Annotated in this window: 14 protein-coding genes; 7 read left to right on the top strand and 7 right to left on the bottom strand. The window is 71.2% G+C overall.

Going from position 1 to position 12,758, the window contains the following annotated elements; all coding sequences use genetic code 11:
* Nucleotides 1–9: 9 nt before the first annotated feature.
* Entirely contained in the window at nt 10–1,200 is a 1,191-nt protein-coding gene (locus tag Ari01nite_RS05455) for an aminotransferase class V-fold PLP-dependent enzyme (protein ID WP_203779921.1), read from the bottom strand.
* Between the two features lie 17 nt (nt 1,201–1,217).
* Nucleotides 1,218–2,138 carry a tyrosine recombinase XerC gene (locus Ari01nite_RS05450; protein ID WP_239162492.1) on the bottom strand — a complete coding sequence of 307 codons (921 nt, stop codon included), beginning with the start codon at nt 2,136–2,138 and terminating at the stop codon, nt 1,218–1,220.
* A gap of 84 nt (nt 2,139–2,222) precedes the next feature.
* Between Ari01nite_RS05450 and Ari01nite_RS05445 the strand changes: the two genes are divergently transcribed.
* Together Ari01nite_RS05445 and Ari01nite_RS05440 are read left to right on the top strand one after the other, a co-directional pair.
* Complete coding sequence (locus Ari01nite_RS05445; protein ID WP_203779917.1) at nt 2,223–2,801, top strand: DUF6636 domain-containing protein; 579 nt, start codon at nt 2,223–2,225, stop codon at nt 2,799–2,801.
* A gap of 36 nt (nt 2,802–2,837) precedes the next feature.
* Complete coding sequence (locus Ari01nite_RS05440) at nt 2,838–3,293, top strand: pyridoxamine 5'-phosphate oxidase family protein (protein ID WP_203779915.1); 456 nt, start codon at nt 2,838–2,840, stop codon at nt 3,291–3,293.
* Nucleotides 3,294–3,300: 7 nt separating this feature from the next.
* On the opposite strand, the gene Ari01nite_RS05435 is transcribed toward Ari01nite_RS05440, so the two are convergent.
* Both Ari01nite_RS05435 and Ari01nite_RS05430 read right to left on the bottom strand, forming a co-directional pair.
* Nucleotides 3,301–3,705: a winged helix-turn-helix domain-containing protein gene (locus Ari01nite_RS05435; RefSeq protein WP_203779913.1), complete on the bottom strand. Its 405-nt coding sequence runs from the start codon at nt 3,703–3,705 to the stop codon at nt 3,301–3,303.
* A 1,072-nt stretch (nt 3,706–4,777) separates the two neighbouring features.
* Nucleotides 4,778–5,029 carry a hypothetical protein gene (locus Ari01nite_RS05430; protein ID WP_203779912.1) on the bottom strand — a complete coding sequence of 84 codons (252 nt, stop codon included), beginning with the start codon at nt 5,027–5,029 and terminating at the stop codon, nt 4,778–4,780.
* A 722-nt stretch (nt 5,030–5,751) separates the two neighbouring features.
* On the opposite strand from Ari01nite_RS05430, the gene Ari01nite_RS05425 reads away from it, so the two are divergent.
* Entirely contained in the window at nt 5,752–5,937 is a 186-nt protein-coding gene (locus Ari01nite_RS05425; RefSeq protein WP_203780320.1) for a DNA-binding protein, read from the top strand.
* 38 nt (nt 5,938–5,975) lie between these two features.
* Here the strand turns inward: Ari01nite_RS05425 and dprA are convergent, their stop codons facing one another.
* The 3 genes from dprA to Ari01nite_RS05410 are packed head-to-tail and all read right to left on the bottom strand — an operon-like array spanning nt 5,976 to nt 9,053.
* Nucleotides 5,976–7,175 carry a DNA-processing protein DprA gene (gene dprA, locus Ari01nite_RS05420; RefSeq protein WP_203779910.1) on the bottom strand — a complete coding sequence of 400 codons (1,200 nt, stop codon included), beginning with the start codon at nt 7,173–7,175 and terminating at the stop codon, nt 5,976–5,978.
* Nucleotides 7,159–8,691: a YifB family Mg chelatase-like AAA ATPase gene (locus tag Ari01nite_RS05415; protein ID WP_203779908.1), complete on the bottom strand. Its 1,533-nt coding sequence runs from the start codon at nt 8,689–8,691 to the stop codon at nt 7,159–7,161. The genes dprA and Ari01nite_RS05415 overlap by 17 nt, the downstream gene beginning before the upstream one ends.
* A gap of 2 nt (nt 8,692–8,693) precedes the next feature.
* Nucleotides 8,694–9,053 carry a YraN family protein gene (locus Ari01nite_RS05410; protein ID WP_203779906.1) on the bottom strand — a complete coding sequence of 120 codons (360 nt, stop codon included), beginning with the start codon at nt 9,051–9,053 and terminating at the stop codon, nt 8,694–8,696.
* 144 nt (nt 9,054–9,197) lie between these two features.
* Between Ari01nite_RS05410 and Ari01nite_RS05405 the strand changes: the two genes are divergently transcribed.
* The 4 genes from Ari01nite_RS05405 to pyrH all read left to right on the top strand — a co-directional run bounded on the left by Ari01nite_RS05405 (nt 9,198) and on the right by pyrH (nt 12,755).
* Nucleotides 9,198–9,872, top strand: coding sequence for a hypothetical protein (locus Ari01nite_RS05405; RefSeq protein ID WP_203779904.1), 675 nt, complete (start codon nt 9,198–9,200; stop codon nt 9,870–9,872).
* 219 nt (nt 9,873–10,091) lie between these two features.
* Nucleotides 10,092–11,024 (top strand): 30S ribosomal protein S2, encoded by a 933-nt coding sequence (gene rpsB, locus Ari01nite_RS05400; protein ID WP_203779902.1) that lies wholly within the window; start codon nt 10,092–10,094, stop codon nt 11,022–11,024.
* A gap of 33 nt (nt 11,025–11,057) precedes the next feature.
* Nucleotides 11,058–11,888 carry a translation elongation factor Ts gene (gene tsf / locus Ari01nite_RS05395; RefSeq protein WP_203779900.1) on the top strand — a complete coding sequence of 277 codons (831 nt, stop codon included), beginning with the start codon at nt 11,058–11,060 and terminating at the stop codon, nt 11,886–11,888.
* Nucleotides 11,889–11,993: 105 nt separating this feature from the next.
* Nucleotides 11,994–12,755 (top strand): UMP kinase, encoded by a 762-nt coding sequence (pyrH, locus tag Ari01nite_RS05390; RefSeq protein ID WP_203779898.1) that lies wholly within the window; start codon nt 11,994–11,996, stop codon nt 12,753–12,755.
* The last annotated feature ends 3 nt before the right edge of the window (nt 12,756–12,758 follow it).

Genomic DNA, 12,758 nt, shown 5'->3' with positions numbered 1-12,758 from the left:
GGCGGCGGATCAGCTGCGGCGGTAGCTCGCCAACAGCGGTGGCAGGCGTTCGGCCAGGCGGTCGTACTCCTCGGCGCGGTTGTAGACCTGGGCGCTCAGGCGCAGCAGGCCGCGGCCGTTCCACGGATTGACCGCGGTCTCGGTGGCCAGCTTGTCGGAGATGTGGTGCCGCAGCGCCACCGCTTCGGGCATCGTGGTGGCCAGGCCGGGCGGCAACGGCACGATGCGCATGGCCAGGTCGGGATGGGTGGGCTGGGGGAGGTCGGCCGGTGCCGCGCCCAGGGCGGCGCCGAGCACGCGCTGGCCGTAGGCGACCAACGCGGCGTTGTGCGACCGCACCGCCTCCCAGCCGAGCGTGCGCAGCGTGAACAGGCCGGCCGGCGCGGCCAGCCAGGACGTGTAGTCGAGGGTGCCCTGGAACTCGACCGACAGGGGGAAGCCCTGTTCCTGCTCCCACGAGACGATCAGCGGCTCGATCCGGCGGCGCCAGGCCGGTGCCACCGAGAGCAGGGCCGTGCCGCGCGGGGCGAAGGCCCACTTGTGCAGGTTGCCCACCCAGAAGTCGGCGGCGATCGCCCCCACGTCGACGGGCAGCATGCCGGGCACGTGTGCGGCGTCGACCAGGACCGGGATGTCGTGTTCGCGGGCGGCTGCGGCGATCTTGCGCACCGGAAAGGCGGTCGCGGTGGCCGAGGAGATCTGGTCGATGATCAGCAGCTTGGTCTTGCCGGGGCGGAGCGCCGCGCGTACCCGGCTGAGCATCTCGTCGTCGGTGGCACCCAGCGGGAGCGCGACGGTGCGCGCGGTGGCGCTCTGCCGGCGGCAGCGGCGCTGTGCGGCCAGCGCGACGGCGCCGTACCCGTGATCGGTGAGCAGGACCTCGTCGCCCGGCTCGAGCCGCACCGACTGGAGCACCAGCGAGACCGCGGTGGTCGTGTTCGGCACCAGCGCGCTGCCGTCCGGGTCGGCGCCCAGGAACGTGGCGACGTGGCGTCGGGTGTGGATGATCCGGTCGACCATGCCCTGGGTGTGGAACCGGTGCGGGTTGGCCTCGACCTCGTCGCGCAGCCGCTGCTGGGCGCGCTGCACGCCGATCGGGACGGTGCCGAACGAGCCGTGGTTGAGATAGGACACGCCGGGGTCGAGCGAGAAGAGAAGGCGGGCGCCGGGGATGGGGGCAGGCGGGCTTCCGTCGCTCACGCTTCGATCGTACGGGGTCAGGCCCTGGGGTGTGCCTGTTTGAAAGCGGCCCGGAGCCGTTCGGTGGACACGTGCGTGTAGATCTGCGTGCTGTTCAGCGAGGCGTGCCCGAGCAGATCCTGTACGGCGCGCAGGTCGGCGCCCCCGTCGAGCAGGTGGGTGGCCGCCGAGTGGCGCAGGTCGTGCGGGCTGGTGTGCGGCAGCCCGGCGGCGCGGGCGGCGGCCAGCACGATGCGCCGCACCACGGTCTGCTGCAGACGCCCGCCCTTGACCCCGAGAAAGAGCGCGTCGCCGCTGGTCTTGCGCTCCAGAGCGGGCCGTCCGTGGCGCAGCCAGTCGTCGAGCGCGCGCTGGGCCGGGACGCCGTACGGGACGGCCCGTTCCTTGGCGCCCTTGCCGAACACGCGCACGACCCGCCGGGACTCGTCGACGTCGGCGCGGTTCAGGCCGCACAACTCGCTGACGCGTACGCCGGTGGCATAGAGCATCTCGAGCACCGCGCGGTCGCGTACCCCCTCAGGATCTTGATTTTGCTGCTCCACCAACCGGGCCGCCTGATCGGCGCGCAGCACGGTCGGCAGGTCGCGATGCGCACGCGGACTGGCCAGGTGGGCACCGGGATCCGAGGGGGAGCGGCCGGTGCGACGGGCCCAGGCGGTGAAGGTGCGGGCGGCGGCGGCGCGACGGGCCTGCGAGGTGCGGGCGGAACCTTCGCGCATCCGAGCCGCGAGCCAGCCGCGCAGCACCGTGATGTCGAGGTCGGCCGGGGTGGTGCAGCCCAGGTGGGCGGCATGGTCCAGCAGAGAGACAACATCAGAGAGGTACGCGCGTACGGTGTGCACGGACCTGTTGTCCACGGCGGCGAGGTGCCGGCCGAACTCGTCCACCGCGTCGCGCATGGCGACCGGTAGCCCCTCGTGCATCCCGCGAGTGCCCATCGGGTCGACCGTCATCGTTGTGCGCGCCGCCGTCAAGTTCCCGCGCCGGTGCGGTTGCGGCCCGTGCCTAGACTGCGCGTCACTATGGGGCATGTCACCGGATGGGCCGCGCTCGCACCGGCTGGCGTGCTGGCCGTCGCACCGGCCGGTGGGCGGGCCGTCGCACCGGCTGGCGTGCTGGCCGTCGCACCGGCCGGCGTGCTGGCCTTCGTGCTGGCCTTCGTGCTGGCCGGGTGCACGACGCCGGCCGCCTCTGAGCCGCCGGCCGGCGCGGCGCCGTCGGCCCGGGCCGGATTCGGCGGCCCCGACCCGGCCGAGTCCGTCGACGAGGTCGTCTTCCGCACGCCGTCGAAAAACATCGCCTGCGCCCTGAGCCCGTCCGCGGTCCGCTGCGACATCCTGCGCAAAGACTGGCAGCCGCCGTCGAAACCGGCCGACTGCGAGCTGGACTGGGGCAACGGCGCCCACATCCGGGCCGGCGAGGCGGCGCTGACCTGCTCCGGTGACACGGTGCTCGGGGAGGCGACGACGACGCTGGAGTACGGCAAGGCGTACCGGTCGGGCACCGTCCGCTGCGACAGCGAGTCGTCCGGCCTGACCTGCAAGGACGAGAAGACGGGCCGGGGCTTTACGCTGGCGGTGGCGCGCTACAGCCTCTTCTGAGCATTTCTGTCGTACCCCCGCCCTACCCTTCACCCCATGGCTAGCTGGCATCAGATCGAGCAGGACGCACCGGCGTTCGCGGCCCGGGTCCGGGCCCTTTTCGACGCCGGGACCAACAAGACCATCGCCACGCTGCGCCGCGACGGCGCACCCCGGATCAGCGCGAGCGAGGCCAAGTTCTCCGACGGCGAGCTGACCTTCGGCATGATGGCCGGCTCGCTCAAGCTGCTGGACGTCCGCCGCGACCCGCGGATCGCGATGCACGCGCCGACCCTGGAGCCGTCCCCCGACGCGGCCGTCACCGGCGACGCCAAGCTGGCCGGGCTGGCCGTCGAGGTCGACCCGCCACCGGACAATCCGTTTCCTGGCGCGGGTTTCTTCCGCATCGACATCCGGGAGGTGACTCTGACCTATGTGGGCGATCCGCCAGATCACCTGGTCATCGAGTCGTGGCACGAGGGGAGGGGATACACGCGCCGCACCCGCGCCTAAGTTCGGGTTACGGCCGGGTGAGCTGCACCCGGTCGGCGGGGTGAACGGTCTCGGTGCCGTCGCCGGCCGTCACGACCAGCACCGGCACGCCCTCGCCGAGGCGGTACTTCCGGCGCTCGGCGTCGGTGGGCATGCGCGCGCTGGCGTGCTCGCCGCGGGCCAGCGGGATGATTTCGATCGGCTCCGGCACCCGGACGAACGTGCCCCGCGGCCGATCAACGGTGACCAGCCCCTCCGTGCGCAACTGCCCGATCGCCTGCCGCACCGTGGTGCGGCTGATGTTGTATTCCTGCGCCAGCCGCAACTCGCTGGGCAACGGCTCGCCGGGACCCAGCTCGCCAGACTCGATCTGATTGCGGAGCAGGTCGGCCAGTTGGCGGAACACTGCACGGTCCGCAGAAGGATCGATCATGCCAGTCACTTTACATGACCACGATGCTCCATCGTATTGTACGTATGACGTCATGTAGATATGATACAGCTGCCGCACTGAGAAGGCCGAGACTTGATCGGGCGGCAGGCGGGTGGCGGTCAACGATCGCTCGCAGGACGCCAGGCGTCTGGTGCGCGGTTTGGCTGCCGCCCGTTCTCCGCAGCCTCGGCGCGAGCGCTGGCCGGTCATCGCCCGGCGCCGCGCATCCCCTGCCCTGCCGGGCAATGATCGGCGGTGCCGGGCGGTGCCGGGCCGGGCGGTGCCGGGCCGGGCGGTGCCGGGCCGGGCGGTGCCGGGCCGGGCGGTGCCGGCTTCGTGATGGACCGCTCCCGGACTCGTCGACCGTGTCTTTGGGTTGCCGAGGCTTGGTCGGATTCCCTGCCGTGGGTCGGATTCCCTGCCGTTGGGGGTTCTCGCCGTTGGGGGTTCTCGCCGTGGGGGATTCCTTGACGTGGGGGATTCCTTGCCGCGGATGGGTCCCCCGCCGCGGGAGGATCCCTTGCCGTGATCGCTCGATCCTCGTGCTGGGTGGCCGTTCCTTCCCCGCCTGGATCTTGTGGATCTGCTTCGGCTGGGGCGCCGGAATTCGACAAGTCTGCTCGGTCTGTCACGGATCTTGTCGATCTGCTGCAACGGGTGAACCGTAAGTCGACAGGTCCGGCGGGCTGGGGAATGCGGCTCCGAATTGGCCCGGCGGCGAGAGAGCCGGCGGCGAGAGAGCCGGCGGCGAGAGAGGAGGCCGCGGGAGAGGAGGCCGCGGGAGAGGAAGCCGCCTCGCCCGGCTGCCAATGGGACTGGCGCCAGGGCTGGGTAACCGACGCCCGCACCTCCGCCTGGGCTGTGTGGCGAGCCGGTGGGGTCGGTGGGCTTGTCGGATCTTGCCGATGTGCTGCGGCTCCTGCGCCGGAACTCTACGAAAACTGCGCGGCGATTTTCGGCGGCTGGGAGCGGCAGGGTGGGCGGCAAGGTATGTAGCTGCCAAGGAACGAAGTGGGAAGCGGAGCGGAGGAGGCTCCGGGGCGTTCCTGGGGGACGGCGCTGGAGGTTTGAGTCAGAAACTGTTGGCCCAGGAGAGGAAGCGTTTGTACATCTCCAGCGGGGTGGGCATGCCGTAAGAGGTCAGGTCGCCCATGGCGTCATACATCTGGGTCGAGAGGTAGATGGTCAGCACCGACGGGAAGTCGTGGAACTCTTCCAGGAGGACCGCCTTCGCTTCGGCGCACGGCCAGGGCTGCTTGCATATTCGGCAATCCCAGCGGGGGCGTTCGTGCAGGTGCTCGGCCGTCGTGGTGGTTATGGTCATCGGTTCCCAATCGGCCGTCGGCGGGGAGTCGGCGGCATCGTCGGTTGAGCACAGTCGCCGGGGACCTGGGCTGCGTCACCAGCGGCTGAGATGGAGATTTCGATAGGCCATCCCGGGCCACCTGGTGGAGTGAACGGTCTGGCCGGTGGGGCCGGCCCCGGCGCTAAGGCCGGGGCCGGCATGAGAGCCGGGGGACGGTCCGGGGCTGGGCCGGTCGGGAGTATCGGCCGTGGCTGCGGAACGGGCCGGCTCGGTGGTGAGACGGGATGACTGTTGGGGTGGCAGCAAGTGAGCCCAGCCGGGAGTGGCGCGCAGCGTGGCGAAACCGCAGTAGAGCGGGAACGCGACCGCCGCTGCCACCACATGGTCGGGGGTGGGCTCGATCTGGCGTGATGGCCTCCTGTCCGCTGTGGAGAGTGCCGATGGTGCGGGTGGGAAAGGGCTTGCTGGCGGGAAGGGGCTTGCTGGCGGGAAGGGGCGTGGGGACGGGGGGACCAGGAGGTCGACGCACGGGGCGGTCAGGCCGCAGGTGCAGCGCTGCCACAACGTGCGCCAATCACGGCGATGCGACGGGCCGGTCGGGACCATCGGGGTGGCCTGGCGACGACTGGTCATGGGGCCAGCATAGATGACTAATGACTAGATGTCTCCTATCAACTTGATGATTGACTAATAGTCTCACGCCTACGGTCGATCATGTGGCAGTGAAACCGATCCGGCTCATGGGCGCGCACGAGATCCGCATCCGACTGGGTGGGGTCAGCCGGCAGCGTGCGTACCAGATCACCAGTCGGGCTGACTTCCCCAAACCGCTCGCCGATCTGGCGCAGGGCAAGGTGTGGCTGGCCGACGACGTCGAGGCGTGGATGAAGGTCCACCGCCGCGACCTGGACGACTCCGAGGACTGACGCGAGCGGGTGGGCCCGGGCCAGGGAGACGCCCGGGTTCACCGGCCCGCACCCGGACGCCGGGACAGCGCGACGCCGCCGTCCCGCCGCTCGACCAGACCGGCCAGTTCCAGCAGGGACAGCCGGCGTAGCACCGTGCGCAGCGGCAGCCGGGACCGCAGCGCCAGCTCGTCGGGGCTGGCCGTGCCGCGCCCCGGCACCGCCTCGAGCACCAGCGCCGACTCCTGGTCCAGCTCGTCGCGCGGATGCGAGTGGCCGCGGGGCGGGTCGGACGCGTACTCGCCGATCCGGCCGACCGCCTCGAGCACCTGCCCCAGGCCGGTGACCAGGATGGCGTCCGGGTGGCTGCGCAGCAGTTCGTGGCAGCCCACCGACATCGCCGACGTCACCGGGCCGGGCACCACCATGGCGACCCGGCGCAGCGCCAGCACCCGGCTCATGGTCTGCGCCGCACCACTGCGTGCCGCCGCCTCCACCACCACCGTGCCGACCGTGGCCGCGGCGATCACCCGGTTGCGGATCAGGAACCGGTGCCGCAGCGGCTCCGACCCGGGCGGCCACTCGCTGATCAGCAGGCCGGCCTCGGCGATCCGTTCGAACATCGCGGAATTGCCGGCCGGATAGGGCCGGTCCACCCCACAGGCAAGGACGGCGATGGTACGCCCGCCGGCCGCGACCGTGGCCCGATGCGCGGCCGCGTCGATCCCGAACGCGCCGCCCGACACCACGGTCCAGTCGTGCTCGGCAAGCCCGTACGCGATATCGCTTGTCACCTGCGTCCCGTACCCGGTGGCCGCCCGCGCCCCGACCACCGCGACCGACCGCGCCAGCGTGTCGGCCAGTGCCCAGGGCCCGCGCGCCCATAGGCAGAGCGGTGGCCGCACGTCCCGGTTGACCTGCCCGGGCGGTTCCGGGTCGAGCAGCGCGAGCGAATCCACCTGCCCGGGCCACTCGTCGTCGGCCGGCACCACGATCCGCGCACCGAGCCGCTCGGCCTTGCGCAGCGCCGCGTCGGCCAGCCGCTGCGGGTCGTGCCCGGCGAGTTTGGCGAGTACGGCGGCCCGCAGCGAAGCATCCGGGATCTCCCCGGCGGCCATCAACTCGACCGCGGCCGGCGCGCCGTGCTCCTGGACGAGGGCCCAGACGGTGCGGTTGCCCGGCTCGGCCAGCCAGGTGAGCACCACCCGGGCCGCGCGATCCTCCGGACTGCCCGGCGAGCCGCTAGCCGGCGTATTCACGGCGGTCTCCCATCCGTAGCTGGAGGGCCTCGTCGACCTCGGCCCGGCCCGGCCGGTCCTTTCCGTCCAGATCGGAGATCGTCCACGCCAGGCGCAGCACGCGATCGAATCCCCGTGCCGACAGCAAGGCGCGGTCCAGGGCCGCGCGCAGGCTCACCGTGTCGGGCGTCGGCAGCCGCCACGGGTAGCGGCGCAGCTGGGAGCCCGGCACCTCGGCGTTGACCGGCCAGCCGTCCGCCGCCCAGCGCGCGGCCGCGGCCGCACGTGCGCCCGCCACCCGGGTCGCCACCTCGGCGGACGGTGTGGCCGGCTCGGACGCGGTCAGCAGTTGGGCCGCGCGTACCGGATGCAGGCTCAGGCGGATGTCGATGCGGTCCAGCAGCGGACCGGAAAGCTTGGCCAGATACCGCCGCCGCACCGCGGGCGGACAGGTGCACGCCTGATCGCCCGCGGGACTCGCGCACGGGCACGGGTTCGCGGCGATGACCAACTGGACCCGGGCCGGATATTCGGTGGTGCCGCGCGCTCGCGCCAGCACCACCCGTCCGGTCTCCAGCGGCTGCCGCAGCGCCTGCAGGGCCGTGCCGGACAACTCCGGTGCCTCGTCCAGGAAGAGCACGCCGCGATGGGCCAGCGACAACGCCCCGGGCCGGGCCAGGCCGCTCCCGCCGCCCACCAGCGCGGCCATGCTGGCGCTGTGGTGCGGGGCCTGGAACGGTGGCCGGCGGACCAGGTGGCCGTCCGGCGGGAGGACGCCGGCGATCGACTGGAGCGCGGTCACCTCGAGGGCCGCGTCGTCGTCGAGTTCCGGCAGGATCGACGGCAGGCGTTCGGCCAGCATCGTCTTGCCGGCGCCGGGTGAGCCGAACATCGCCAGGTGATGGCCGCCGGCCGCGGCCACCTCCAGGCCGTACCGGCCCATCTCCTGGCCGGCCACGTCGGACAGGTCGGGCCCGCCGGCGGGTGGCGGCGGCTCGGCCGGCGGCGGGTCGAGCAGCGGGCCGGCGCCGCGCACGAAGTCGACCAGCCGGCGCAGCGAGTCGACCGCGCGAACCGAGATCCCGGGCACCACGGTGGCCTCCCGGGCGTTGCCGAGCGGCACGATCACGTGGCGCATGCCGGCCCGGGCCGCGGCAGCGACCATCGGCAGCACACCCCGCACCGGGCGCACGGTGCCGTCCAGGCCCAGTTCGCCGAGGACCACCACGCCGTCCAGGGCGGCGCATGGCAGCTCGCCGGAGCCGGCCAGCATCGCGGTGGCGATGGCCAAATCGAAACCGCTGCCCTGTTTCGGCAGCGCGGCGGGCAGCAGGTTGACCGTGATTCGCCGGTTGGGCCAGGGCTGGCCGGAGTTCACGACCGCGGCCCGGACCCGGTCGCGGGCCTCGTGCAGGGCGGTGTCCGGCAGGCCGGTGAGCACCACGGCGGGCAGCCCGGCCGACAGATCTGCCTCCACCTCGACCAGGTGACCGGCCAGCCCGACCAGGCCGACGCAGTGGATGCGGGCGTACCCCATGATTAAAACGCCGCTCGGATGTGGGTGACCAGCGGGGCGCCGCTGCGCTGCGGGAGCACCTCGACCACGTCGAAGCGGAGCTCCCGGGCCCGCAGACCCGAGCCGGCGAGCCAGCGGTTGGCCAATTGCCGGAGTTTGCGGACCTTGCGGGGCCCGATCGACTCGGCGGGCGTGCCGAATCCGGTGCCGCGTCGCGTCTTCACCTCGCAGAACACGATGGCGTCGCCGTCCCGCAGCACGAGGTCCAGCTCGCCGTCGGGGCAGCGCCAGTTCCGGTCGAGGACCACCAGTCCCAGGTCTTGCAGATGCTCGGCGGCGACCCGTTCGCCGTACGCGCCGACCGCGCGTCGTTCCGTCGTCATGCGCCCAACCTGGCCCAGCGGGCGAACGAACGCATCCGCCGGTGTGAACGGAACGCAACTGTGGATATCCGCTTGGTAGCCGATCTGATGTGTTATCGGGCCAGCTGTGGCATTGGCGTCCGTGGTCACCTACCGTGCGAGATCGTGGAAGGACACCGCTACGCCGACGACGAGCCGAGCTGGTACCCGGGCAAGAGCCAGTACGCCCGGTCCACCGATCCGGACACCTCCGGTTCCCACTCCCTCGGCAACCCGTACGACTCGGGCATCCACGAGCGTCCCAGCGGTGCGTTCCGGCTCCCCGAGCAGCGCCCGGGGGCGGCCAACCCCTACGCGCTCACCGATCCGCTGAACACCGGCAGCCCGGATTACGAGGCCAGAATTCCGGTCCGGGGTACGGAGTATCCGACCGTTCCGCCGTCGGCGGCGCCGCAGATCCCGCCCGCCGCCGCGATCGCGGAGTCGCCGGTGTCCGCCCCGACCAGCATGGTGCCGCCGATCTCGGCCGGCCGCCCCACCCCGGAGAGCGTCTACCAGTCCCGGCGCCCGGTTACGTCGTTCGTGGTGGCGATCGTCATGGTCATCCTGATGATCCCGGTTGTCCGGTTGCTGCTCACCGAGACCTTCACCGGTGACCCCTCGCCCCGCGGCATCGTCCCGGCGGTCCTGCTCACGCTCGGCTTCACGCTGACCGGTATCGGCCTGTTCGCGGTGGCCCGGGGTGGACCGCTGAGCCTGCAGAGCTGGTTGCGCCCGCCGGTCGCGTACCTCCCTGCGGGTTTGCTCCTGCTTTTTGCCGCCGGCCTCGCGGTGGCCTGAAAAAGGCCGCCGTACGGGTTGGCGTATGCTGGTCGACGGCGACCGCCTCGTGCGGTCGACCTCGCGTGCCCTCTGCCGGTCCTACTTTCTGCGAGACCGGCAGCGACGGCCCTCCCTGGTCTCGATCTCCATCGGGTCCGACTGTGGCTGGCGACCGGGCACCAGGACGCCCACCGCCGGTGAGCGTGACAACCAGGGAAACATAGGGAGCCATCCACCATGGCCGTCGTGACCATGCGTCAGCTGCTGGAGAGCGGTGTCCACTTCGGGCACCAGACCCGGCGCTGGAACCCGAAGATGAAGCGCTTCATCTTCACCGAGCGTAACGGCATCTACATCATCGACCTGCGCCAGACTCTCGACTACATCGAGAAGGCGTACAGCTTCGTGCGGGACACCGTCGCCGAGGGTGGCCACATCCTCTTCGTCGGCACCAAGAAGCAGGCGCAGGAGGCGATCGCCGAGCAGGCCACCCGGGTCGGCCAGCCGTACGTGAACCACCGCTGGCTGGGCGGCATGCTCACCAACTTCCAGACCGTGTACAAGCGGCTGCAGCGGATGAAGGAGCTCGAGGCCCTGGGTGACCTGAGCGGCACCGCCGCCGGGCACACCAAGAAGGAGACCCTGCAGCTCTTCCGCGAGAAGACCAAGCTCAGCAAGACCCTCGGCGGTCTCCGGGACATGACCAAGACGCCGTCGGCGATCTGGGTCGTGGACACCAAGAAGGAGCACATCGCCGTCGACGAGGCCCGCAAGCTGGGCATCCCGGTCATCGCGGTGCTCGACACCAACTGCGACCCGGACGAGGTCGACTTCCCGATCCCGGGCAACGACGACGCGATCCGGTCCGCCGAACTGCTGACCAAGGTCATCGCGGCGGCCGTTGCGGACGGCCTGATCGCCCGCTCCGGCCGCGGCCGTGGCGGTGCCGACGAGAAGCCGGAGCCGGGCGCCGTCGCCGCCGGCGAGCCGCTGCCCGAGTGGGAGCGCGACCTGTACGAGGGCGCCGAGAAGAAGGCTGCCGAGCCGGAGGCCGCCCCCGCACCGGAGGCTGCCGCCGCGCCGGAGGCCACCCCCGCGCCGGAGACCACCCCCGCGCCGGAGGCTGCCGCCACGCCGGAGCCCGTCGCCGCGAGCAACGCCGCCGAGTAAGTACGCCGCGCAAACAGACATCGAGAGAGAGTCATGGCTAACTACACCGCCGCGGACGTCAAGAAGCTCCGCGATCTGACCGGTGCCGGCATGATGGACTGCAAGAAGGCGCTCGACGAGGCGGAGGGCGACTTCGACAAGGCCGTCGAGTTCCTGCGCATCAAGGGCGCCAAGGACGTCGGCAAGCGGGCCGGCCGCACCGCCGCCAACGGCATCGTGGCGCACTCCGGCACGGCGCTGCTCGAGCTCAACTGCGAGACCGACTTCGTCGCCAAGACCCCGGACTTCGTCGCGCTGGGTCAGCAACTGGTCGAGTACGGCGAGCAGCACAAGGTCGCCGACGCGGCCGCGCTGACGGTTGCGGTGCTGCCCGACGGCAAGTCCGTCGCGGACACCATCCAGGAGTACTCCGCCAAGATCGGCGAGAAGATCGTCCTGAACCGCTTCGCGGTCCTGGACGGCACCGTCGCGGTCTACCTGCACCGTAAGGCGCAGGACCTGCCGCCGCAGGTGGGCGTTCTGGTGCAGTACACCGGCAAGGACGACGAGACCGGCGACTCGGACGCGCGCGCCATCGGCATGCAGATCGCCGCCATGCGCCCGCGGTACCTGACCCGCGAGGACGTGCCGGCCGAGGTGGTCGAGTCGGAGCGGCGCATCGCCGAGGAGACGGCCAAGGAGGAGGGCAAGCCCGCGCAGGCGCTGCCCAAGATCGTTGAGGGCCGGGTGAACTCCTTCTTCAAGGACTTCGTCCTGCTCGAGCAGGCCTCCGTGGTCGACAACAAGAAGACCGTGAAGGCGATCGCGGACGAGGCCGGGCTGACCATCACCAGGTTCGTCCGGTTCGAGGTCGGCCAGGAGTAAGGCAACGCACGAGGTCCAGGAGGTCGGGAACGCGATTCTGCGCCCGGCCTCCTGGTCACATAAGGTCTCTGCTGAGCGTGCGCATGGAGGGGAAAGGCGGGTCTCATGACGTTGGTGACCGAGCAGGCAGTTCCGGTTGACGATCCGACTTCGCCGGCCTTGCGGCCCCGCCGGGTCGTGCTCAAGCTCTCCGGTGAGGTGTTCGGCGGTGGTGCGGTCGGTGTCGACCCCGACGTCGTGCAGTCCATCGCACGGCAGATCGCCACGGTCATCCGCCGTGGGATCCAGGTCGCCGTGGTGGTCGGCGGCGGCAACTTCTTCCGCGGCGCGGAACTCCAGAAGCGCGGCATGGACCGCAACCGCGCCGACTACATGGGCATGCTCGGCACCGTCATGAACTGCCTGGCCCTGCAGGACTTCCTGGAGAAGGAGGGCATCGAGACGCGGGTGCAGACCGCGATCACGATGGCCCAGGTCGCCGAGCCGTACATCCCTTTGCGCGCCATTCGTCACCTGGAGAAGGGACGCGCCGTCATCTTCGGCGCCGGCGCGGGCATGCCGTACTTCTCCACCGACACGGTGACCGCCCAGCGTGCCCTGGAGATCCACGCCGACATCGTGCTGATGAGCAAGAACGGGGTGGACGGCGTCTATACCGCCGACCCGCGGATCGACCCGGCCGCCGTGAAGCTCGACACCATCACCTTCCAGGAGCTGCTCCAGCGCGGGCTCAAGGTGGCCGACCAGGCCGCGTTCAGCCTCTGCCAGGAGAACAACCTGCCGATGCTGGTCTTCGGCGCCGAGGGGGACGACACCATCGTGCGCGCGGTGAGCGGCGACAAGATCGGCACCCTGATCACCTCCTGACTC

Source organism: Paractinoplanes rishiriensis (assembly GCF_016862375.1).
Classification (GTDB): Bacteria; Actinomycetota; Actinomycetes; order Mycobacteriales; family Micromonosporaceae; genus Actinoplanes; species Actinoplanes rishiriensis.
Note: the sequence above shows the minus strand (reverse complement) of the source record. Positions and strands in the feature narration are given on the sequence as shown.